We start from the raw sequence: 24,137 nt of genomic DNA on the forward strand, positions 1-24,137 counted from the left end.
TCCAGGGGGCCGGGCGGGGAGCCGAGGGGGCCCGGGCGGGGAGCTGGGGCGGGGGCCGGTGTCGCCGATGCCCGCCGCCCGCGAAACCGCCCACGAACGGACATCAGCGCCAATCGCCCTTAAACTGGTCACATGGGCAGCGGGAATGGGGGCCCTGATCAAGGCCCCGAGGACTTCGGGCCGGATCCACTCGGCGACTTCCTCGCACGCTTCCTCGGGACCGGGCCAGCCGGGCAGCGGCCCGATTCACGACATGTCGACTTCGGCCGGCTGATGAGTGAGAACGCGCGGCATCTTGTCTCGGCCGCCGCCTCCTACGCCGCCGAACACGGCAGCACCGACCTCGACACCGAACATCTGCTGCGGGCCGCGCTCTCCTCCGAGCCCACCCGGACCATGGTCTCGCGTGCCGGAGCCGACCCCGACCGGATCGCCGCGGAGATCGACCGCGAGGCGGGGGGCGGCCCGCCGCGCAACTCGGTCGCCGTCACCCCGGCCGTCAAGCGGGCGTTGCTCGACGCCCATGAGATAGCCCGCTCACGAGGCTCCTCGTACATCGGCCCCGAACACGTACTGATCGCGCTCGCCGCCAACCGCGAGTCCACCGCCGGGCAGATCCTCAATGCCGCCCGCTTCGAACCCCGGGCCCCCGGTCCGCCCCAGACCGGCGGCCTCACGCCGAGCGCCCCCACCACCGATCAGCGGCCCGTCGTGGACCAGCGGAAGACCCCGAACCTCGACCGGTTCGGCCGCGATCTGACCGAACTGGCCCGCGAGGGGCGGATCGACCCGGTGATCGGCCGCGATGAGGAGATCGAGCAGAGCATCGAGGTGCTCGCGCGGCGCGGCAAGAACAACCCCGTGCTCATCGGCGAGGCCGGTGTCGGCAAGACGGCCGTCGTCGAGGGGCTCGCCCAGCGGATCACCGACGCCGATGTGCCGGACATCCTGCTCGGCCGCCGGGTCGTCCAGCTCGACATCGCGAGCGTCGTGGCGGGCACCCGCTTCCGCGGCGACTTCGAGCAGCGGGTCACCGGCATCGTCGATGAGATCCGCGCCAACTCCGACGAGTTGATCATCTTCATCGATGAGCTGCACACGGTTGTCGGCGCCGGCGGCGGTGGCTCCGAGGGCGGCCAGATGGACGCGAGCAATCTCCTCAAGCCGGCACTGGCCCGCGGCGAACTGCATGTGATGGGCGCGACCACGCTCCGGGAGTACCGCCAGTACATCGAGAAGGACGCCGCGCTCGCCCGCCGCTTCCAGCCCATCATGGTCCCCGAGCCCACCCCCGCGGACGCCGTCGCCATCCTGCACGGTCTCCGGGACCGCTACGAGGCCCATCACCAGGTCCGCTACACCGACGAGGCGCTGCTCGCCGCCGTCGAGCTCTCCGACCGCTATCTGACCGACCGTTTCCTGCCCGACAAGGCCATCGACCTCATGGACCAGGCCGGGGCCCGGGTACGGCTGCGCTCCAGCGGCCGCGGCACCGATGTGCGCGCCCTGGAGCGGGAGGTCGAGCAGCTCACCCGGGACAAGGACCAGGCCGTCGCGTCCGAGAGCTACGAACGCGCCACCTCCCTGCGGGACCGCATCGCCGAACTGAACACCCGGATCACGGAGGCATCCGGTACGCAGTACCACGGCGGGCGCGTCGCCGAGGTCACCGTCGAGGACATCGCCGAAATCGTCTCCCGGCAGACCGGAATCCCCGTCGCCAGCCTGACCCAGGAGGAGCGCGATCGCCTGCTCGGCCTGGAGGAACACCTCCATCGGCGGGTCGTCGGGCAGGAGGAGGCCGTGGCCGCCGTGGCCGACGCCGTCCTGCGCGCCCGCGCCGGACTCGCCGACCCCAACCGCCCGAGCGGCAGCTTCCTCTTCCTCGGCCCCACCGGCGTCGGCAAGACGGAACTCGCCCGCGCACTGGCCGAGGCGCTCTTCGGCAGTGAGGACCGCATGGTCCGCCTCGACATGAGCGAGTACCAGGAGAAGCACACCGTCAGCCGCCTGGTCGGCGCGCCCCCCGGATACGTCGGGCACGAGGAGGCCGGGCAGCTCACCGAGGCGGTGCGCCGCCAGCCCTACTCCCTGCTGCTCCTGGACGAGGTGGAGAAGGGACACCCCGATGTCTTCAACATCCTGCTCCAGGTGCTCGAGGACGGCAGGCTGACGGACGCCCAGGGCCGCACCATCGACTTCAAGAACACCGTCATCGTGATGACCAGCAACCTCGGCTCGGAAGCCATCACCGGACGCGGCGGCCCCCTGGGCTTCGGCGGCGGTGACGACGAGGCCGACGAGGCGGCGCGCCGGGAGCGGGTGCTGCGCCCGCTGCGGGAGCACTTCCGGCCGGAGTTCCTCAACCGCATCGACGAGGTCGTCATCTTCCGCCGGCTCGCCGACGACCAGCTCCGGCAGATCGCCGATGTACTGCTGGAGGAGACCCGGCGCCGGCTGCGCGCCCAGGACGTCAGCGTGGAGTTCACCCCGCCCGCCGTCGAGTGGCTGGCCCGGCACGGACACCAGCCGGAGTACGGCGCCCGGCCGCTGCGCCGCACCATCCAGCGCGAGGTCGACAATCCGCTCTCCCGGATGCTGCTCAGCGGCACGCTGCCGGCCCACAGCCATGTCCGCGTCGATGTGGAGAACGAGAAGCTGGTCTTCCACACACAGGAGGCGGAGCGGACGGGGCCCCCCGGCCCGCCGGGCCAGGCGGAGCAGGCCGGGGGGCAGGCGGAGCAGTCCGGACGAACGGAGCAGCCCGGACGGACGGAGCAGCCCGGACGTACGGAGCAGCCCGGACGAACGGAGCAGTCGGACGAGCCGGGCGGCCCGGCCCGGCCCGAGTGGTAGCGCCACGGCACGGGGACCGGGCCGGGTCAACGACCCATCGTCAGACCGTCCTTCTTGGCGCCCCGGCTGAGCACCGCCTCCTGGATGGTGCTCAGGGCGCTGGTGTAACCCGGGTTGCCGGGGCTCTTCTCCAGGGCCCGGGGAAGGTTCACCAGGGAGATCGGATCGTTGTCCACGGCATGCGGGATGTACTCCGCCTTCTTCACCTCCCACGCCTTGCCCTCGGCGGTGGGCGGGGCGAAGGTGAAGCGCGCAGCCGAGCCCATCTGACCGCGCTTGTCGGGCATGATCCCGGCGATCTGGTCCCCCATGCCGTAGACCACCCAGGTGCCGTTGACCTTCTCGTACGCCTGGGGGATATGGGCGTGGGTGCCGATGATCAGGTCGATGTCGCGGCGGCCCCCGTCCTTGGAGGCGGTCAGCTTCTTGGCGAGCGCGAGCTGGAGTTTGTCCGGCGCCTGCTGCCATTCGGTGCCCCAGTGCACGCTGACGACGACCACATCGGCCCCGGCGCGCCGCGCGGCCCGCGCGTCCTTGATGATCCGCGCCGGGTTGATGAGGTTGACCAGCCACGCCTTGCCCTTGGGAACCGGGATGCCGTTGGTGCCGTAGGCGTAGGCGAGCTGCGCGACCTTGGCGCCACCGGCCTCCATCAGTGTGGGACGGGCGCTCTCCGCGGCGGAACGGGCCGATCCGGCGTGCTTGAGCCCGGCCTTGTCCATGGCGTCGAGGGTGCGGACCACCCCCTCGGGACCGGCGTCGAGGGTGTGGTTGGAGGCGGTGGAGCAGGAGTCGTAGCCGAGCCTCTTCACGGCCGAGGCGAGCTGCGGAGGCGTCTTGAAGGTCGGATAGCCGGTGAACGGCCCGTGGGCGGCCCCGTAGACGGTCTCCATATGGCAGATGGCCAGGTCGGCCTGGGCGACGACGGGCGTGGCCGCCCGGATCATGCGTTGGAAGTCATAGCCGTCACCGCCCGCGTCCGCCTGTGCCTGCCGGATGACCGAGGCGTGCACCAGCAGATCGCCGGTGGCCACCAGGGTGAAGCCCTTCATGGCCCCGCTCCTGGCCGGTGCGGTTCTCGACGGCTTCTCCTCGGCCTTGGGGGTGGCCGGTGTCCCGCTGCCGCACGCGGTGGCGGCGCCGAGCAGGGCGATGGCGAGCAGCGCCGTCCGATGGCGTGGGTGAGGGGACACGGTGCACTCCGCACTGGTCCGGGCCATACCGGACCCTATTGTTCTGATTGTCGGATTGTCATATTTATATGCACGACATCCGGAGGGGTCGCGGAGTGAGGGGGAGCTTCACCGGTTCGGCCGACCGGATGTACCCGATGGGCCCGGCCAACCCCTGTTCGGTGCCCATCGATGGGACAATGCGCGCCTGCCGCGCGGCGTCGCGGCCCCGGCGGTTCCCCAGGCGGCCGTCCGTCGCATAACTCCCTTGTGAACATGGGCGGTTAGCCATGCGCGTGGGGTGCGGAGCTGACACCATGGGGTGTGCCCGCTCGCGACATACGGCGGGACCTCGGGGGAGGACGCTCCATGCAGAACGGCCGGCCCAGCATCACCGCCCGCGGCGCCGCCGCGTTCCGCGCGGCCCACCAGGAGCTGGAGGACGGCCGGGTGTTTCACGATCCGCTGGCGCTCCGTATCCTCGCCGCCGACGCGGACGACCACCTCCTCGAGGCGGCCTTCCGGCCCGAGCGCGAGGATGTGCGGCTGTCCGTGGCCGCCCGCGCGCGGTTCGCCGAGGACGCCGTCGCCGCCGCCGTGACGCGCGGGGTGCGGCAGGCGGTGGCGCTGGGGGCGGGGCTCGACACCTTCGGCTGCCGCAATCCGTACGAGGCGGAGGGCTTGCGGGTGTTCGAGGTCGACCATCCCGCGACCCAGGAGTGGAAGCGCGGTCGGCTGGCCGCCGCGGAGATCCCCGTACCGCCCTCACTGACCTTCGCACCGGTCGACTTCGAGCGGCAGAGCCTGGCCGACGGGCTGACGGCGGCGGGCTTCGACCCGGCCCGCCCGGCGTTCTTCAGCTGGCTCGGGGTGGTGCCGTATCTGACGCACACCGCCGTGCTGGACACGCTCGGCTTCATCGCGGGCCTGCCGGACGGCTCAGGAGCCGTCTTCGACTACGGCGAGCCGCCGGACACGCTGCCACCGGAGCAACGCGCCGTGCACGAGGCCCGCGCGGCATGGGCCGCCGAGGCCGGTGCGCCCTTCCTCAGTTTTTTCACCCCGGAGGAACTCGCCCGAGACCTGCACCGGCTGGGCTTCTCCGCGCGGGAGGACATCCGCTACGGCGACCTCACGGCCCGGTACGAGAGCGGCCACCGCATGGCCGACGGGTACGGGGACCTGGGCGCCCATGTGATCCACACCTGGATCCAGGGCTGAGCCCGGACCGCCGGTGGCGGCCCGGGCCTCGTCAACTTGCCTATCAGCGAAGCGACTTGGTGAGTCCACCGGCGGCGGTCACCGGTACGGTGACACGGCTGCCGCCCAGGTCCACTGTCACCTTCGCCCCGGTCGGATCCTCGAAGTAGAGGAAGTCGGCGTCGGTGCCACCGAGGACCAGCCCCAGCCGATGGCCCGGCTTGATCTCGTAGTCGTTCGGCAGTGTCTTCCAGGTGATCCGGTAGGGCCGGCCGGGGGTCATCGGCTCGGGGGTGGTGAGCGAGTGGCGGTTCTGGGCGTCCATCCAGCCGCGGGCGATCACCTCGGAGGATTTGCGCGCCGTCACATTGGCGGTGTTCTGGTAGCAGGCGTCGTCCTGGGCGGTGCTCTCCCCGTGGCAGGATTCCTCGTCCAGCCCCTGCAGACCGTCATGGATCCTGTTCTGGGGCTCGTTGCGGTTCCAGTCGATCCGTTCGTCCTCGCCGTAGTCCACGAGCAGCGCGGTGAGGTTCGACGTCGGTTTGTCGAGCGTGACCCGCAGATCCGCGGTGGGCGTGCCGGAGAGCCGTACTCCGGTGCGTAGCGGTGGGGTGAGGAACGCCAGCCGGCCCGGACGGCTCGCCGACGGGTCGGCCGTGAGATCCGCCTCGCTCAGTTTGGTGTCGGTGAAGGTCCCGGTGCCGCTCGCGGGGCTCAGCGCCAGCGAGCCGTCGGGCCCGGGGTGCAGGGGCACCGAGGAAGTGCGCGCGGGCCAGTCGGCCTGGGTCGTCCAGGTGGCCGGGCCGGTCTGCAGATCGACCCGGGGCTCGTCCATGATTCCGTTCTGGACGCCGTAGAGCCAGTGGTCGAACCATCGGTGCACGGTGTCGACCCACTGTGCGCGCCGACCGGGCCAGTCGAACGGATCGGTGTGCCCGTAACGGCCCAGCCACAGCTTGCGTGGCACATCGCGCTCGGCCAGCGGGGCCCACCAGTTCGCGAACTGGTCGATCCGTACGTTGTAGTCGCTGAGGTCGTGTGCCGCGAGGACGCTCGCGCGCACCTTGTTGACCTCGGGCGCCGGCTGCGCGATGTAATTGCGCTCATGCCAGTGGGCGTTGTAGTTGCCGGTGGCGTCGTCCTCGCCGGCCTGCAGCCGGTCGCGCACCGCCTGGCACTTCTGGGGTGGGTCGGTGTCCAGCGCCGTCGTCAGGTAGGAGGCGAAGCCATTCCAGTGCTTGGCGCCGTTGGTGCGGGCGAAGTCGTACCACGAGCTCATCCCGGAGATCGGGACGATGGTCTCCAGGCCCTTCACACCGGTGCCGGCCACGGCGTTGGCCAGCATGCCCTCGTACGAGTGGCCGATCATGCCCACTTTGCCGGTGGACCAGGAGGCTTTCACCTCGCTGCCGTCGGCCGCGTACGCCGTGGCCCGGCCGCCCAGCCAGTCGATCGTCGCCTTGGCGGCCGCCACGTCGGAGGCGCCGCCGACCGTCAGACAGCCGTCGGATCTGCCGGTCCCGGTCACATCCACATCGACCACGGCGTAGCCGCGCGGCACGAAGTAATTGTCATAGAAGAGAGGGAACTTGGCGGGGGCGCCCTGGGCGTCGTAGCTCTTCCGCTCCGACTCGAACCCGCGGCCCACGGTGTCGTTGTAGGGGCTGGCCGACATGATGACCGACACCTTGAGACCTTGCTGGGTCTCCTTGGGCCGGATGACGTCCACCGCGACCCGGTCCTTGTGTCCATCGCCGTCACTGTCGACGGGCGTCTGGACCATGAGGTGCTCGCGCACGGCATCCGGATACGAGAACACCGGCTGGGTACGGCCGTCCACCACCCGGGCACCGGGCTGGGCGGACGTCCGGGCCGACGCGGGCCCGGCGGGCAGTGCGGCAAGGGCTGTCGATATCGCGACCGCGGCGATCACGACGCCGCGCCATCGTGAGGTGAGCATACGGACCTCCTGGCCACGGCCCCCGCCCCGGGATCGGGAGTCGGCGGCGACCGGTCGGCGATCCCGGGGTTCCGGGGCCATGGAGGCTACTCGGCGATTTTCGTACGCATGGTCCAGCGAAAGATCGCTGTGGTGATGTCAGCGGAATCGCTGACGAGTTCGAAGTGCTCGTATCCATCGCGATGCTGGATTTTGAGCTTCCTGCTGGTGAGGGTCGATCGCCCGGTCTGGAATGCCCGGGGCAGATCGTCCGGTCCGCCTTCGAGGACGACCTCGATCGGGCTGCCGTCGGACAGATAACTGACGTGATCGCTCATATGTCCACCTCCTTACGCGGTCTTCCTCATGCGGGAACATGCAGTTCCAGCCGGTCATCCGAGGTGAGGATGGCGCGCTGCATGTCCTGCAGGGCCCGGCACGGTTCGAGCCCGAGTTCCTCATTGAGCGTCTTGCGCGCCGCTTGATACACATGCAATGCGTCCGCCCGGCGGCCACAGCGGTAGAGCGCCAGCATCAACTGACGGTGGAGTGCCTCCCGCAAAGGATGCTCGGTGGTCAACTGGTAGAGATCGCTCACCAGTTCACGATGGCGGCCGAGCATGAGCCGGGAATCGGTCAGCATCTCGATGCATTCCAGCCGGGCTTCCTTCAGCCAGGTCTGAAAACCTTCGAGGATCGGCCCATGGCATACATCATCCAGCAACGGATCGCGCCAGAGATCGAGTGCGCTTTCGAAAGTGGCCGTGGCCTGCTGGTAGCGCCGCTCCCTGAGATGATCCCGGCCCTCGCACACCAGTCGTTCGAAGCAGTGGAAGTCGAGGCGATCGGGGCCCAGCCGCAGGACATATCCCGGTGGGCGGGTGAGAACGGGGCTTTCGCTCTGGCCGGGCCGGCGCAGGAACTTACGGATCTGGGAGACATACACATGGAGCCCGGCGATCGCCCGGCGCGGCGGATACTCTCCCCAGATCTCCGCGATGAGTTGGTCGATCGGGACCACCTGATCGGCGCGGACGAGAAGAACGGTCAACAGGACCTCGATCTTCCGCGCCCTGATGGTTAATTTCCGCTCTCCTTCTACCACCCGGAGAGGTCCCATGATCTCATATCGCACGATGTGCCCCATCCGAGTCGCCGACGAGTGCGGTCATGGGACAGTCGGCGCCTTTGCCGGAAGTGCCCGCGGTGTTTTCTGGCTGTTTCCTCGATGTCGAGGGCCGTCTGCTTCTGGAGGCGCACATATGTGCGGGGCGGGCTCTGGTGGCTCTGGTGATCCGCGCGGATCGCCGTTCCGGGCCGTCCGGGTGGCGCTCGGCAATTGTCACGTCCCCGGAGTCCGGCGACCCCGGAGGGGATGGGAAGTGGGCGCTTGCTGAGCCGCTTGCGTGTGGAAAGTGGTCCGGTCGCGCCCCTCTGTGCGGGGACGGGCGGTGCCGCCGGATCCACTGACGCACGCCGTTCGCGACTGCCATTACTCACCCCTCTTTTATCGCGGGCCCTGCCGAGGAATCAGAGAACGGACAAGATCGACGCCTTCGGCGGGTGCCCCACATCTAAGCAAGTCCTATGACTACCCACCTCACCTAGAATCCGGATATACGCGCCCTCGAGGCGGCGTCCTCGACAGGGCGGAGCGGGTATTCGCAATACGTCCGGAAGATCGGAATCCGGATATCCCCGCACTTGAGGTGGTGCAGTCCGCGAATGAGAATACGCGGATCGCATCGGCCGGGACAAGCGAATCTTGCTGGATCATGGAGCCCTTGGCGCCGCTTTGATGAGGAGTGGAGAATTCCGGCTCCGCGGGGCCCATGAAGGGGATGTCGAATAACCGTCAGGTTTGTTCGTGATTCAGGGCTTGTGGGCCACCACGATCGCGCAACCGGCGCTGGGCACGGTGGGGAGCGCCGACTTGGCGGCGTCCAGTACCTCCTGGACGCTGACCCCGTGCTGCGCCTCGAACTCCCGGCGGCAGCGCAGGATGCCGTCGATCATCCGGTTGGCGGTGTCCTTCGTGTTCTCGGTGACATCGGTCAGCTCGTCGAGCACCAGCCCCGCGTCACCGATCAGACCGGGCCAGTCCTCCAGCCGGGTCAGCGAGGTGACCACATCGGGATCGGCGTCCGGCTGGTAACTGCCGTCGCTCGGCGGGGTGACATCGGTGAGCACCACCCGGCCCCCGGATCCCAGCACACGGGCCATCTCCCGCAGCGCCGTCGGGCGGTCCATATGATTGATCGATTCGAATGCGAGTACGGCGTCGAAAGCCGCGTCGTCGAAAGGCATGGCCATGGCGTCGGCGTATTGGAATGCCACCTGGTGGGACAGGTCGGCCAGCCGGGCGGATTCGGTCGCCTGTTTGACCTGGAGCTCGCTGATCGTGATGCCCAGGACATGGGCACCGGCGGCGGTCGCCACGCGCATCGCGGGTTTCCCGATACCGCAGCCGACATCCAGTACCCGGTCTCCCGCCCCCACCCGCAGCCGTTCGATCAGCAGATCCGTGAAGCGATCGGTGGCCTCCTGGACCGAACGGGTATCGGACGGGCCGTCCCAGTAGCCGAAGTGGAAGTTGTCGTCCCACGCCATCTGCAGAAGCGGTCCCAGCGAGCTGTAGTAGTCCGACACCGTGCCGCCTGGTGGCACGGCCGATGGAGATGTCATGGCACTCCTCCTGTGTGCTCGGAGATCGGGTCGGCCAAGGGCGCATAAAGGGCTCACCCGCTCAGCGATGGTCATGGGTTCCGGTAACGCGTCTCTAAAGTCACCGGCCGTGGCCTATTTGGTCTTGCTTTAGAGCCGCGCCCCACGATGGGCCACGTGCTCGCACCGATCATCAATCCGGAGCGGGAGTGCCGCCCATGACCCAGAACACCCGGAACACGCAGATGTTCTCCCAGCGCCATATGGGGTGCGATGGATAGCGCCGCGCCCACCCGGACACCTCAGCAAGCGGAGCCCATCGCCGTGGTGGGAATGGCCTGCCGCCTGCCGCACGCACCCAGTCCGTCAGCCTTCTGGCGGCTGCTGCGGCAGGGCGGGAACGCCGTCACCGCCATGCCGGAGGACCGCCGCCGGACCGACACCGCCGCCACCGGCACCGCCGCCACCGCGGCCGGCGACGGCCCCGACCGGCCCGCCCCGACCTGGTACGGCGGCTTCCTGGACCGCGTCGACACCTTCGACGCCTCCTTCTTCGGCATCTCGCCCCGCGAGGCGACGGCCATGGACCCCCAGCAACGGCTGATGCTCGAACTCGCCTGGGAGTCGTTCGAGGACGCGGGAATCCGCCCCGGAACACTGAAGGACACCCCGACCGGTGTGTTCGTCGGCGCCATCTGGGACGAATACGCCACCCTGCTGCGCCGGGACACCACCGCGGCCACCCGGCACGCCATGACCGGTGTCCACCGCAGCATCATCGCCAACCGGGTCTCCTACGGATACGGTCTACGCGGCCCGAGCCTCACCGTGGACACCGCACAGTCGTCCTCGCTGGTGGCCGTCCACACGGCCTGCGAGAGCCTGCGGCGCGGGGAGTGCACCCTGGCGCTGGCCGGCGGTGTCAACCTCATCCTCACCGAGGACAGCATGACGGCCGCCGCCGCCCAGTTCGGCGGGCTCTCCCCGGACGGGCGCTGCCACACCTTCGACGCCCGCGCCAACGGTTTCGTCCGCGGTGAGGGCGGTGCGGCGGTCCTCCTCAAACCACTTGCCGCGGCCGTACGCGACGGCGACCCGGTGTACTGCGCCATCCATGCCGGTGCCATCAACAACGACGGCGCCACCGACGGGCTGACGGCTCCCAGCCCGGCGGCCCAGGAGGACGTGGTGCGAACCGCCCACCGGCGGGCCGGAGTCGCACCCGACGACGTCCAGTACGTCGAGTTGCACGGCACCGGAACCCCCGTCGGCGACCCCGTCGAAGCGGCGGCGCTCGGTGCCGCGCTCGGCACCGCCCGGACGGACGGCACACCCCTGCTCGTCGGCTCCGCCAAGACCAACGTGGGCCACCTCGAAGGCGCCGCGGGCATCGTGGGCCTCCTCAAGACCGCCCTCGGCATCCGGCACCGCCTGCTCCCGGCCAGCCTCCACTTCACCACCCCGAACCCGCGGATCCCGCTGACCGGGCTCGGACTGCGGGTCCAGGACCGGCTCGGCGACTGGCCCCGCCCGGACCGGCTGCTGCTCGCCGGGGTCAGCTCGTTCGGCATGGGCGGCACCAACTGCCATCTCGTCCTCGGCGAAGCGCCCGCTCACGCGTCCGCCTCCGTGCCCGCACCCGTGCCCGCACCGGCCGACACCCCCGCGCCCCCGGTGGTGGCCTGGCCGATCTCCGCGAAGACCGACGCGGCGCTGCGCGCCCAGGCCGGGCGGCTGCGCGACCACCTAACGGACCACCCCGACCTCTCCCCGGCCGACATCGCACACTCCCTGGCCACCACCCGCACCGCCTTCGATCACCGCGCCGTGCTCCTCGGCGCGGACACCGACGAGCTGCTGAGCGGGCTGGACGCGCTGGCCGCTGGCGCGGAGACCGCCGGGGCGGTGCGGGGCAGGGCCGTGGACGGCGGCCTCGCCTTCCTCTTCAGCGGCCAGGGCAGCCAGCGAGCGGCCATGGGACATGAGCTGTATGCCGCCTATCCGGTCTTCGCCGCGGCGTTGGACGAGGTGTGCGACTGCCTGGACGCACGGCTGGCGGAGCCGCTGCACGAGGTGATGTCCGCCCAAGCCCCGTCGCTGCGGGCGGCGTTGCTCGACCGGACCTCGTACACCCAGCCCGCGCTGTTCGCCATCGAGGTGGCTCTGTACCGGCTGGCCGAATCCTGGGGGCTCACCCCCGGCCATGTGATGGGCCACTCGGTCGGCGAGATCGCCGCGGCCCATGTGGCCGGTGTGCTCACCCTGCCCGACGCCTGCGCTCTGGTGGCCGCCCGCGGCCGGCTGATGCAGTCGGTCACGGCGAAGGGGGCCATGGCCGCGCTGCAGGCCGACGCGGACGAGACCGCCGGACTGCTCGCCGGATGGGACGACCGGCTGGACATCGCCGCCGTCAACGGGCCCTCGTCCGTGGTGATTTCGGGCGACCACGACGCCGTCCACGCGGCCGCCGCCGTCTGGCGTGACCGTGGCCGCAAGGCCCGGCTGCTGAAGGTCAGCCACGCCTTCCACTCGCCGCATATGGACGGCATGCTCGACGAACTGCGCGCCGTCGCCTCGGAACTGACCTTCTCCACACCGGCCGTCCCCCTCGTCTCCAATGTGACGGGACGGCTCGCCACCGCCGCAGAACTCGCCTCACCCGACTACTGGGCCCGGCACGCCCGCCACGCGGTGCGTTTCATGGACGGTGTGCACACCCTCCTGGACGCCGGTGTCACCACCTTCCTCGAACTCGGACCGGACGCCCCGCTCACCGCCATGACGCGCGAATGCCTCACCGCACGGCCGGGCGCGGCCCCCGGGCGGGCGCGCCCGGCCGCCGTGGCGGCGCTGCGCCGCGACCGCTCCGAGGTGCGCACCTTCGCCACCGCCATGGCCCAGGCGTATGTCCGCGGCGCCGAAGTGGCCTGGGACCGGGCCTGCGCCGGACATCCCCGACGGCGGGTCGCCCTGCCGACGTACGCCTTCCAGCGGGACCGCTACTGGCCCGGCGCCCCACCCGAATCCACCGCGACGGCCACCCCCGCCATCGGGACCTCCACCCACCCCATCGGGACGGACCGCGCCCCGGACCCGGCGCCGCCCACAGATGAGTCGGCCGAGCCTGCCGACGCGGGGTGGCGCCGCGACCCGCTGGACACCGTACGGACACATGTGGCCCTCGTCCTCGGGCACTCGGCGCCGGGCGCCATCGATCCCAGCCTCACCTTCAAGGAGCTGGGCTTCGACTCGCTCGCGGCCACCGAACTGAGCGAGCGGCTCGGCGCGGCCACCGGGCTGCCCCTGACCGCCACGCTCACCTTCGACCACCCCACGCCGCTGGCCGTCGCCGACCGGCTGCGGGCCCACACCACCCCCGCCACCGACTCCTCCGCTGCGGCCATGGCCACCACACCGCGCGACGCCGGGGAACCGATCGCGGTGGTCGCCATGGGCTGCCGCTTCCCGGGCGGGGTCGACTCGCCGGAGGCGCTGTGGCGGCTGGTGGCCGAGGGAGCCGACGCGATCGGGGAGTTCCCCCGGGACCGCGGCTGGGACCTGGCCGGACTCTTCGACCCCGACCAGGACCGCCCCGGCACCAGCTACGCCCACGAGGGCGGCTTCCTCCACGACGCACCGGAATTCGACACGGAGTTCTTCGGCATCAGCCCCCGCGAGGCGCTGGCCACCGACCCCCAGCAGCGGCTGTTGCTGGAGACCGCGTGGGAGACCTTCGAACGGGCGGGCATCCGCTCCACCGCCCTCCGGTCCAGCCCGACCGGGGTGTTCGTCGGAGTGACGGCCCAGGACTACGGCCCCCGGCTGCACGAGGCACCCAAGGGACTCGACGGCCATCTGCTGACCGGCGGCACCCCGAGCGTGGTGTCCGGCCGGGTGGCGTTCACCTTCGGCCTGGAGGGGCCCGCGGTCTCGGTGGACACGGCGTGTTCGTCGTCGCTCGTGGCCGTCCATCTGGCGGTACGGGCACTGCGGCAGGGCGAGTGTGCGCTGGCCCTGGCCGGCGGGGTGACCGTGATGGCCGCACCCGGCATGTTCACCGGCTTCTCCCGCCAGCGGGGGCTGGCCCCCGACGGGCGGTGCAAGCCGTTCGCGGCGGCAGCCGACGGCACCGGATGGGGCGAGGGCGTCGGCCTGCTGCTCCTGGAACGGCTCTCCGACGCACGGCGGGAGGGCCACCGGGTGCTCGCGGTGATCCGGGGCTCGGCCGTCAACCAGGACGGCGCCTCCAACGGCCTGACCGCGCCCAACGGCCCCTCCCAGCAGCGGGTGATCCGCCAAGCCCTCGCCGACGCGCGGCTGTCGCCGTCCGAGGTGGACGCCGTCGAGGCGCATGGCACCGGAACCACCCTCGGCGACCCGATCGAGGCCCAGGCCCTGCTCGCCACCTACGGGCAGGAGCGGACCGGAGACCGGCCTCTGTGGCTGGGCTCGCTCAAGTCCAACATCGGCCACACCCAGGCCGCCGCCGGCGTGGCGGGCGTCATCAAGATGGTGATGGCCATGCGGCACGGACTGCTGCCCGCCACCTTGCACATCGACGCGCCCAGCCCGCATGTCCACTGGGACGGCGGCGCGGTGCGCCTGCTGACCGAGCCGCTGGAGTGGCCGCGCGACGAACGCCCCCGCCGCGCCGGCGTGTCCTCCTTCGGCATCAGCGGCACCAACGCTCATCTGATCGTGGAACAGGCCCCCGAGCCGGAAACCGCACCCGCCGGGGCGCGGACGGACGAGGACGACCGGCCAGTGCCCTGGGTGCTCTCCGCCCGGAGCGCCGAGGCCCTCCGGGGACAGGCCCGGGAGCTGGCCGCCCGCATGGCCGCCGACAACGCCCCGTCAGCCGGGGAAGTGGGCTGGTCACTGATCACCACACGGACGGCGTTCGAGCACCGCGCGGTGGTGGTCGGCGAGGACCGCGCCGAACTCACCGCCGCCCTCCAGGCATTGGCATCCGAGGGCACCCACCCGGGCGTGGTGCACACGGGCACGGCCGCCACCACGGGCGGCGCGGGCCCGGTGCTGGTCTTCCCCGGGCAGGGCTCGCAGTGGGCCGGGATGGGTGCCGGACTGCTGGACGCCTCGCCGGTGTTCGCCGCCCGGGTGGCGGAGTGCGAACGAGCGCTCGCACCCCACGTCGACTGGTCGCTCACGGATGTCCTGCGGGGGGCCGAAGGCGCCGACCTGAGCCGAGTGGACGTGGTGCAGCCGGTGCTCTGGGCGGCGATGGTGTCCCTGGCCGCCGTATGGGCCGAGTACGGTGTGCGGCCCGCCGCCGTGGTGGGCCACAGCCAGGGCGAGATCGCGGCGGCCGTGGTGGCGGGAGCGCTGTCCCTGGAGGACGGCGCGAAGGTCGTGGCGCTGCGCAGCAGGGCTTTGCGGCGACTCGCCGGCGGCGGGGCCATGGCCTCCCTCGGCGTAGGTGAGGAACAGGCCGCGGAGCTGCTGTCCGGGCTCGGCGACCGGGCCGCCGCGGTAGTGGTGGCGGTGGTGAACGGGCCCGAGTCCACTGTGGTGTCCGGTCCGCCGGAGCAGGTGGCCGCCGCCGCGACCGTCTGCCGGAAGGCGGGCGAGCGGGCGCGGATGATCGAGGTGGACTACGCCTCGCACAGTCCCCAGGTCGACGAGATCGCGGAGGAACTCACCGAGCTGCTCCGGGGAGTTGAGCCGGTCGGCGCGTCCGCATCCGGGGTGGTGTTCTACTCCACCGTGACCGGTGGCCGGGCCGATGCCTCCGTCCTGGACACGGGCTATTGGGTGCGGAATCTGCGGGAGCGGGTGCGGTTCGCCGAGGCGGTCCAGGCGCTGCTGGCCGATGGCCACCGGGTGTTCATCGAGGCCAGCACCCACCCCGTCCTCACCATGGCGATGCGGGAGAGCTTCGAGCACGCGGAGAGCGGCGCCGCCGCGGTGCCCACCCTGCGGCGTGACCACGGGGACCTGGCCCAGCTCACGAAGTCGGTCGCGCAGGCGTTCATCGCCGGGGCCGAGGTGGACTGGTCGGCTGCCTTCCCGGCCGACCCCACGCCTCGTACGGTCGATCTGCCCACGTACGCCTTCCAGCGCCGCCGCTACTGGCTGGACACCCCCGGCGGGTCCGGCGGGGACCCCGGCGCCCTCGGCCTGGTCGCCGCGGACCATCCGTTGCTGGGCGCCGCGGTGCGACTCGCCGACGGCAGCGGCCATGTGCTGACCGGACGTCTCTCCCCGCAGACGCACGGCTGGCTCACCGACCATGTGGTGGCGGGCGTGGCCCTGGTCCCCGGAACCGTGCTGCTGGAGTGGGCGCTGCGGGCGGCCGACGAGGCGGGCTGCGGTGTGGTGGAGGAGCTCGCGCTGCGGCTGCCGCTGGTGATGCCCGCGACGGGCGGCCGGTGTGTCCAGGTGATGGTGGGCCCGTCCGCCGACGACGGGCGCCGCGACATCGCGGTCTACTCCCTCCCCGACGACGCCCTTCGCACGGGTGGGGACACCGACTGGATCTGCCATGCCGCGGGCGTGCTCGGCCCTGCCGTACCGGAGAGCCGAGCGGCGGAGCTGCTCGGGACATGGCCGCCGCCCGGAGCGCGGCCGGTGGACACCGACGGGTTCTACGAACGGATCGCCGCATCCGGATACGCCTACGGAGCCGCGTTCCAGGGCCTGCGCGCGGTATGGCGGGACGGCGCCGACCTCCTGGCCGATGTGGAACTGCCCAAGGCCGCGGGAGAGCCCAATGGGTTCGGTATCCACCCCGCCCTGCTGGACGCGGTGCTCCATCCGACGCTGCTGCCCGGCCATCCCGATGCCGGGCCGGAGCCGGGCGAGGGCCGGATGTGGCTGCCGTTCACCGTGAGCGGCGTGTCCCTGTGGGCGGCCGAGGCCACCGCCGTACGGGTGAGGCTCACCGCCCGTCCGCAGGCCGCCGAGGGCGAGCGGGAACTGCGGGTGATCGTCGCCGACGCCGTGGGAGCCCCGGTGCTGACGATCGACGCACTGCTGCTGCGTCCCGCCGAGGCCGATCAGTTGCGATCCCTCAACACCGGCCAGGTGGCCACCGATGGCGGTGGCGGGGGAAGCGTACGGCGGCGTACCGCCGCCGCCGAAGCGCCGTCCGTCGACTGGGCCGCCCGGCTGGCGCGGCTGTCGGCCCTCGACCGGTATCGCACGCTTCTCGGCCTGGTGCGCGACCACGCCGCCACCGTGCTGGGCCACACCGATGCCGATGCGGTGCGCGCCGACGCCAGCTTCAAGGAGCTGGGCTTCGAGTCCCTGACCGCTGTCGAACTGCGCGATCGCCTCGCGGCCGCCACGGGTCTGCGGCTGCCCGCGGCCTTGATCTTCCGGCATCCCACCCCGGAAGGCATCGCCCACCACCTTGTGCGACGGCTGACCTCGGACGGCACCGCCGCCACCCCCACCGCGATCGTCCCGCCGAGCACGCAGGTGCCACGGCAGCCGACGGATGAAATGAGCGCGGCCCAAAGGCTGGAGTCCGCCTCGGCGGATCAGGTCCTTGAGTTTATTGACAACGAGCTTGGAGTGTCCTGAATGTGCCGGGCGCGACGATCGCTGAAGGCCGGGTGACCCTCATGGCCAACGAAGAGAAGCTGGTCGAGTACCTCAAGCGCGTTTCCGCCGATCTGCACGATACGCGTCTGCGCTTGCGCGAGGTGGAGGAGCGTTCCCACGAGCCGGTGGCCGTGGTCGGCATGGCCTGCCGCTTTCCCGGCGGGGTCACCTCCCCGGAGGAGCTGTGGGAACTGCTCGTCTCCGGTGTCGACGCGATCGGGGACTTCCCGACGGACCGCGGCTGGGACCTCGAGAACCTCTACCACCCCGATCCGGAGCACTACGGCACGAGCTGTGTCCGGCACGGCGGATTCGTCGAAGCGGACCGGTTCGACGCGGCGTTCTTCGGCATCAGCCCCAGGGAAGCGCTCGCCATGGACCCGCAGCAGCGGCTGGTGCTGGAGATGGCCTGGGAATCCCTTGAACGGGCCGGTATCGATCCGGTGTCGCTCAAGGGGACCCGCACCGGTGTCTACGCCGGTGTGTCCAGCCAGGACTATCTGTCCCGGGCCCCACGCATCCCCGAAGGATTCGAGGGCTACGCCACCACGGGCGGACTCACCAGCGTGATCTCGGGCCGGGTGGCCTACACCTTCGGTCTGGAAGGGCCGGCGGTGACAGTGGACACCGCCTGCTCGGCCTCACTGGTGGCCATGCATCTGGCGGTGCAGGCGCTGCGGCAGGGGGAGTGCACCCTGGCCCTGGCGGGCGGTGTCACCTCGCTCGCCACCCCCATCATGTTCACCGAGTTCTCCCGGCAGCGCGCACTTGCCCCGGACGGCCGGTGCAAGTCCTTCGCCGCCGACGCGGACGGCACCGGCTTCTCCGAAGGCGTCGGCCTGGTGGTGCTGGAGCGGCTTTCGGAGGCACGGCGCAACGGCCATCGAGTGCTGGCGGTGATCCGTGGCTCGGCGATCAACCAGGACGGCGCCAGCAACGGTCTCACCGCGCCCAACGACGTGGCCCAGGAACGTGTCATCGGCCAAGCCCTGGCCAATGCCCAGCTTACCCCGGGCGATGTGGACGCCCTCGAGGCACACGGCACCGGCACCAAACTCGGCGACCCGATCGAGGCCGAGGCCCTGACCGCCACGTACGGCCGGAACCGCCCCGCCGACCGGCCACTGCTGTTGGGCTCGCTGAAGTCCAACATCGGCCATACGCATGCGGCGGCCGGTGTGGCAGGCGTGATCAAGATGGTGATGGCGCTCCGGCACCCACAACTGCCCGCGAATCTGCACCTCGACGTCGCCACCCCGCATGTGGACTGGGAGGACAGCGGGCTGCGGCTGCTGAACGAAGCGATGGAGTGGCCCCGCCTGGAACGCCCCCGCCGTGCGGCGGTCTCCTCGTTCGGCATCTCCGGTACGAACGCCCATCTGATCCTGGAGCAGGCGGCTGAGGACGATGCGCCAATGGCCCCGGCCTGCTCGGACGCGAGCACGGTTCCGTGGGTGCTCTCGGCCCGGAGCAAGGAGGCGTTGCGGGGGCAGGCGGTGGCGTTGGCTGAGCGGGTGGGTGGGGATTCGGGGTTGTCGGCGGTGGACGTGGGGTGGTCGTTGGTCACTTCGCGGTCGGTGTTTGAGCATCGGGCGGTGGTGGTGGGCGGTGACAGGGCCGAGTTGTCGGCTGCTGTGGAGGCGTTGGCGGGGGGTGTGTCGCATCCGGGTGTGGTGCAGTCGGGTGTTGCTGCGGTGGTGGGTGATGTGGGTCCGGTGTTGGTGTTTCCGGGTCAGGGTTCGCAGTGGGTGGGGATGGGGGCGGAGCTGCTGGAGGTGTCGCCGGTGTTCGCGGCGCGGGTGGGGGAGTGTGAGCGGGCGCTGGCGCCGTATGTGGAGTGGTCGCTTATGGATGTGTTGCGGGGGGCTGATGGCGCGGCGGATCTGGGGCGGGTGGATGTGGTGCAGCCGGTGTTGTGGGCGGTGATGGTGTCGTTGGCTGCGGTGTGGGCGGGGTATGGGGTGTGTCCTGCGGCGGTGGTGGGTCACAGTCAGGGTGAGATCGCGGCGGCTGTGGTGGCGGGGGCGCTGTCCTTGGAGGACGGTGCGAAGGTGGTGGCTTTGCGGAGCAAGGCGTTGCGGCGGTTGGCCGGTGGTGGGGCGATGGCCTCGCTGGGTGTGGGGCAGGAGCGGGCGGGGGAGTTGCTCTCCGGGCTGGGCGATGAGGCCGCTGGTGTGGGTGTGGCGGCTGTCAACGGGCCTTCGTCGACCGTGGTTTCGGGTCCGCCGGAGCAGGTGGCCGCCGCCGTCGCAGCGTGCCAGGAGGCGGGAGAGCGGGCACGGCTGATTGAGGTGGATTATGCGTCGCATGGTCCTCAGGTGGAGGAGATTCGTGGGGAGTTGGATGAGGTTCTGGGTGGTGTTCGTCCGGTTGTTGGTGGGGCGGATGAGGTGGCGTTCTATTCGACGGTGACCGGTGTGCGGGTGGACGCTTCTGTTTTGGACGCGGGCTATTGGGTGTCGAATTTGCGGGAGCGGGTGCGGTTCGCCGATGCGGTTGAGGCGTTGCTGGCGGATGGGCATCGGGTGTTTGTCGAGGTCAGCAGTCACCCTGTGTTGACTCTCGGTTTGCAGGAGACGTTCGAGCAGGTGGGTGTGGATGCGGTTGCCGTGCCCACGCTGCGTCGCGATCATGGTGGCCAGGATCAGTTTCTCCACTCGCTCGGCCAGGCGTTCATTGCTGGGGTCGAGGTGGACTGGAGCGCCGCGTTCCCGGGCGATCCCACGCCTCGTACGGTCGATCTGCCCACGTACGCCTTCCAGCACCAGCGCTATTGGCTCGACGGCCTCAGCGGCCGGTGTGCCGACCCCACCGACCTCGGTCTCGTCGCCGCGGGGCATCCGCTGCTGGGCGCCGCCGTGGAGCTCGCGGACGGCCAGGGCCATCTGCTGACGGGACGGCTCTCGGCACAGTCCCATGGCTGGCTCGCCGACCATGTGGTGGCCGGCGCGACCCTGGTTCCCGGGACGGCCCTGGTGGAGTGGGCGTTGCGGGCCGCCGATGAGGTCGGCTGCGGTGGTGTGGAGGAGCTGGCGCTCCAGGTACCGCTCGTGCTGCCGCCCCACGGCGGGGTCCGCCTGCAAGTGATCGTCGGCGGGCCGGGTGCCGATGGCCGACGCGATGTGCGGATGTACTCGCGTCCCGACGACGGTGGCGACACGGCGGCCGAGTGGGTGTGTCATGCGGAGGGTGTGCTGAGCCCGCCTTCCGAGGGCTCCGGGCCGGTGGAGGAGCTGGGCGGGGCGTGGCCACCGGCGGGCGCGAAGCCGGTGGACCCCGTGGACTTCTACGAGCACATCGCGGCGTCGGGGTATGCCTACGGCCCGGCCTTCCAGGGGCTGCGTGCCGTGTGGCGGGACGGCGCTGACCTGCTGGCCGAAGTGGCGCTGCCCGAAGCGGCGGGCGATCGGACGGGGTTCGGCATCCACCCCGCGCTGCTCGACGCCGCGCTGCATCCCGTTCTGCTGACCGAGGGGTCCACGAGCGACGACGCCGAATCGGCCGATGGCCGGGTGTGGCTGCCGTTCACCTGGAACGGAGTGTCGCTGTGGGCGGCCGGGGCGACCACGGTGCGGGTGCGGATCTCTCCGTACGAGTCGAGCGCGGAGGGCGAGCGCACGCTGCGGGTGACCGTGGCGGACGCACTCGGTGCTTCGGTGCTGAGCGCCGACGCGGTGATGCTGCGATCGGCCGACGCCGATCAGTTGCGTGCAGCCCAACGCCCGGGCAAGGATGGGCTGTTCGTCATGGACTGGGTTCCCTTGCCCGTTCCCGCGCTGCCCAACGGCGCCGGGCAGTCCACAGACCACACGGCCGATGACGCGGACTGGGCGATCCTGGGACCCGGGGACAGGGTTCCGACCGGGTCCACCGCCGTACGCCATCCGGATCCGCAGGCGTTGATCAGCGCGCTCGACGCGGGCGCGCCCGCCCCCGCGGTCGTACTGGCACTTGAGCCCGCCAAGGTGGTCGAGACGCGGGGCGGCGGGATCGCGGCCGACGGTCTGGCCTCGGCGGAACGGGTCCTGGCGCTGCTGCAGGACTGGCTGGCCGAGCCACGCCTGGCGGAGGCCCGGTTGGTGGTGACGACGCGTGGCGCCGTCGCGACGGGTGACCCGGATGGCTTTGATCCCACGGACGAGGGTGTGGATGCGGCGGGGGCCGCGGTATGGGGTCTGGTGCGCAGCGCGCAGGCCGAGAACCCCGGCCGCTTCCTGCTGCTCGATCTCGACCCTCACACCGAGGTGTCCGCCCGCCTCGTGGCCGACGCCGTGGCGCGCGCCGTGGAGATGGACGAGTCGCAGTTGGCGCTGCGCGCGGGGCGGGCGCTGATGCCCCGGCTGGTGCGCGCCGCACGGAGCGCGGGCCTGGCGGCCCCGGTGGGGCCGTCAGCCTGGCGGCTCGGGCTGGAGGGCGCCGGGACGGTGGACGGCGTGCGGCCGGTGGCGTGCCCGGAGGTGCTGGAACCTCTGCGGGCGGGCCAGGTGCGGATCGATGTCCACGCGGCGGGGGTCAACTTCCGTGATGCGCTGATCGTGTTGGGGATGTACCCCGGGGACGCGGTGTTCGGGGGCAGCGAGGGCGCCGGTGTGGTGCGGGAGATCGGCCCCGAGGTGACCCATGTGTCCGTGGGCGACCGGGTGATGGGCCTGTTTGAGGGCGCGTTCGGCCCGCAGGCCGTGGCGGACGCCCGTACGGTCGTGCCCATCCCCGACGGCTGGACCTTCCGGCAGGCAGCCGCGACCCCCGTCGTGTTCCTCACCGCCTGGTACGGGCTCGTGGAGCTGGGCGGGCTCCAGGCGGGGGAGCGGGTGCTGATCCATGCCGCGACGGGTGGGGTGGGGACGGCCGCGGTGCGGATCGCTCGGCATCTGGGGGCGGAGGTCTATGCGACGGCGAGTCCCGGCAAGCACGGGGTGCTGGAGGCGATGGGCATCGACGAGGTGCATCGGGCCTCCTCACGCGATCTGGACTTCGAGGAGACGCTCCGGGAGGCCACTGGCGGCCGGGGTGTGGATGTGGTGCTCAACAGTCTTGCCGGGGAGTTCGTGGACGCCTCGCTCCGTCTCCTCCGCGAAGGCGGCCGGTTGCTGGAGATGGGCAAGACCGATGTCCGCGACCCGGAGCTGATCGCGGCCGAGTATCCCGGGGTGACCTACCGGGTCTACGACCTGATCACGGACGCCGGGCCGGATCGTATCGGCCGAATGCTGCGGGAGCTGGGCGAGTTGTTCGCCTCCGGACTGCTGGAGCCGCCACCGGTACGGGCGTGGCCGCTCAGCCGGGCGCGTGAGGCGTTGCGATATCTCAGCCAGGCCAAGCACACCGGCAAGTTGGTTCTGGACGTCCCAGCCCCCGTGGACCCGGACGGCACCGTGCTCATCACCGGTGGCACCGGCACCCTCGGCAAGCACGTCGCCGAGCACCTCGTCCGCGCCTGGAACATCCGCCATCTGCTGCTGGTGAGCCGCAGCGGCCCCGACGCCCCCGGCGCACCGGAGCTGCTGGCCCACCTCACCGACCTGGGGGCCCAGGTACGTATCGCCGCCTGTGACCTCGGCGACCCCGCCCAAGTGGCCGAGACCCTCGCGGGCGTCGACCCGGCGCACCTCCTGACCGGTGTCGTGCACGCGGCGGGGGCGCTGGACGACGCCATGCTGCCCTCGCAGGACCCGAAGCGGCTGGCGCGGGCCTGGGCGGCGAAGGCCGCGGCGGCGGCCCAACTGCACACCGCCACCGCGCATCTGCGGCTGGGCATGTTCGTCCTGTTCTCCTCCTTCGCCTCCGACCTCGGCACCCCCGGCCAGGCCAACTACGCCGCCGCCAACGCCTTCTGCGACGCCCTGGCCACCCGCCGCCAGGCGGCCGGGCTCCCCGGGCTGTCGGTGGCATGGGGGCTCTGGGCGGCCACCAGCGGTCTCACCGCGCGGCTGGCCGACGCCGATCTGGCCCGGATCGGCCGTCTGGGCATCAAGGCCAACAGCACCGAGGAGGGGCTGGCGCTGCTGGACGCGGCCCGCCACCACGGCCATCCGCATCTGCTGGCGCTCCACCTGGACACCGGCTCCCTCGCCGCGCAGACCCCCGGCGCCCTCCCCGCCCCCCTGCGGGCCCTCGCCACCGTCGGCGGCAGCGGGCGGGCCCGGCCCACCGCGGCCGCCGGTGGGCAGAACACCGACTGGGCGGGCCGGCTCAGGGGGTTGCCGTCCACCGAACAGCACCGGCTGCTGCTCAACCTGGTGCGTACCCAGGCGGCCACGGTGCTCGGCCACGCCGATCCGGGTGTGGTGCAGCCGGACGCGTCGTTCAAGGACCTCGGCTTCGACTCGCTGACCGCCGTGGAGCTGCGCAACCGGCTGGCCGCGGCCACCGGACTGCGGCTGCCCGCGGCCCTCGTCTTCGACCACCCGGAGGCGGCGGTGCTGGCCGAGCATCTGCGCCAGGAGCTTTCGCCGGGCGGTGAGCCGGGCGCCCACGGCCCCGGCGTACCCCAGCCCCACCCCGTCCTCAACGAGCTGGTCAGGCTGGAGAACAGCCTGTCGGCCGTCGTCGTCGAGGACGTGGATTCCGGCGCGGTCACCGCCCGGCTGGAGACCTTGCTGTCCAAGTGGAAGGCGATGTGCTCGCCGGCGGAGGCGGACGACGGCAATGCCGTGGAGCGGTTGCAGGTGGCGACCGCCGATCAGGTTCTGGAATTCATCGACAACGAACTTGGCCTGTCATGAACAACGTGGCGCGCC

The 24,137-nt window shown here is 71.3% G+C and carries 9 protein-coding genes; 4 read left to right on the forward strand and 5 right to left on the reverse strand.

Annotation, left to right across the window (positions count from 1 at the left end; genetic code table 11):
• The first annotated feature begins 132 nt into the window (after positions 1-132).
• Positions 133-2,856 (forward strand): ATP-dependent Clp protease ATP-binding subunit, encoded by a 2,724-nt coding sequence (locus STRVI_RS18045; RefSeq protein ID WP_014057107.1) that lies wholly within the window; start codon positions 133-135, stop codon positions 2,854-2,856.
• 26 nt (positions 2,857-2,882) lie between these two features.
• Here STRVI_RS18045 and STRVI_RS18050 read toward each other — a convergent pair whose 3' ends face one another.
• A complete protein-coding gene (locus STRVI_RS18050; protein WP_014057108.1) occupies positions 2,883-4,076 on the reverse strand; it encodes a CapA family protein in 1,194 nt (397 codons plus the stop codon).
• Between the two features lie 321 nt (positions 4,077-4,397).
• Between STRVI_RS18050 and STRVI_RS18055 the strand changes: the two genes are divergently transcribed.
• The gene (locus STRVI_RS18055) at positions 4,398-5,249 is read left to right on the forward strand and encodes a class I SAM-dependent methyltransferase (RefSeq protein WP_014057109.1); all 852 of its coding nucleotides are present in this window, start codon (positions 4,398-4,400) and stop codon (positions 5,247-5,249) included.
• 43 nt (positions 5,250-5,292) lie between these two features.
• Here the strand turns inward: STRVI_RS18055 and STRVI_RS18060 are convergent, their stop codons facing one another.
• From STRVI_RS18060 to STRVI_RS18075, 4 genes are all read right to left on the reverse strand, one after another.
• Positions 5,293-7,188: a Xaa-Pro dipeptidyl-peptidase gene (locus STRVI_RS18060; RefSeq protein WP_014057110.1), complete on the reverse strand. Its 1,896-nt coding sequence runs from the start codon at positions 7,186-7,188 to the stop codon at positions 5,293-5,295.
• Positions 7,189-7,274: 86 nt separating this feature from the next.
• Positions 7,275-7,505: a DUF5988 family protein gene (locus STRVI_RS18065; protein WP_014057111.1), complete on the reverse strand. Its 231-nt coding sequence runs from the start codon at positions 7,503-7,505 to the stop codon at positions 7,275-7,277.
• 26 nt (positions 7,506-7,531) lie between these two features.
• Positions 7,532-8,302 carry an AfsR/SARP family transcriptional regulator gene (locus STRVI_RS18070; protein ID WP_043239098.1) on the reverse strand — a complete coding sequence of 257 codons (771 nt, stop codon included), beginning with the start codon at positions 8,300-8,302 and terminating at the stop codon, positions 7,532-7,534.
• A gap of 737 nt (positions 8,303-9,039) precedes the next feature.
• Positions 9,040-9,852 carry an SAM-dependent methyltransferase gene (locus tag STRVI_RS18075; protein ID WP_014057113.1) on the reverse strand — a complete coding sequence of 271 codons (813 nt, stop codon included), beginning with the start codon at positions 9,850-9,852 and terminating at the stop codon, positions 9,040-9,042.
• 252 nt (positions 9,853-10,104) lie between these two features.
• On the opposite strand from STRVI_RS18075, the gene STRVI_RS18080 reads away from it, so the two are divergent.
• Positions 10,105-17,376 carry a type I polyketide synthase gene (locus tag STRVI_RS18080; protein WP_050993684.1) on the forward strand — a complete coding sequence of 2,424 codons (7,272 nt, stop codon included), beginning with the start codon at positions 10,105-10,107 and terminating at the stop codon, positions 17,374-17,376.
• Positions 17,377-17,417: 41 nt separating this feature from the next.
• The gene (locus tag STRVI_RS18085; RefSeq protein ID WP_043239102.1) at positions 17,418-24,122 is read left to right on the forward strand and encodes a type I polyketide synthase; all 6,705 of its coding nucleotides are present in this window, start codon (positions 17,418-17,420) and stop codon (positions 24,120-24,122) included.
• Positions 24,123-24,137 lie beyond the last annotated feature (15 nt).

It is taken from the genome of Streptomyces violaceusniger Tu 4113, assembly GCF_000147815.2.
In the GTDB taxonomy this organism is placed as follows: domain Bacteria; phylum Actinomycetota; class Actinomycetes; order Streptomycetales; family Streptomycetaceae; genus Streptomyces; species Streptomyces violaceusniger_A.

Coding starts and splice junctions, on each gene's coding strand:
- STRVI_RS18065 (WP_014057111.1), bottom strand. CDS start 7,505: ATGAGCGATCACGTCAGTTATCTGTCCGACGGCAGCCCGATCGAGGTC.
- STRVI_RS18080 (WP_050993684.1), top strand. CDS start 10,105: ATGGATAGCGCCGCGCCCACCCGGACACCTCAGCAAGCGGAGCCCATC.
- STRVI_RS18060 (WP_014057110.1), bottom strand. CDS start 7,188: ATGCTCACCTCACGATGGCGCGGCGTCGTGATCGCCGCGGTCGCGATA.
- STRVI_RS18045 (WP_014057107.1), top strand. CDS start 133: ATGGGCAGCGGGAATGGGGGCCCTGATCAAGGCCCCGAGGACTTCGGG.
- STRVI_RS18085 (WP_043239102.1), top strand. CDS start 17,418: ATGGCCAACGAAGAGAAGCTGGTCGAGTACCTCAAGCGCGTTTCCGCC.
- STRVI_RS18050 (WP_014057108.1), bottom strand. CDS start 4,076: ATGGCCCGGACCAGTGCGGAGTGCACCGTGTCCCCTCACCCACGCCAT.
- STRVI_RS18055 (WP_014057109.1), top strand. CDS start 4,398: ATGCAGAACGGCCGGCCCAGCATCACCGCCCGCGGCGCCGCCGCGTTC.
- STRVI_RS18075 (WP_014057113.1), bottom strand. CDS start 9,852: ATGACATCTCCATCGGCCGTGCCACCAGGCGGCACGGTGTCGGACTAC.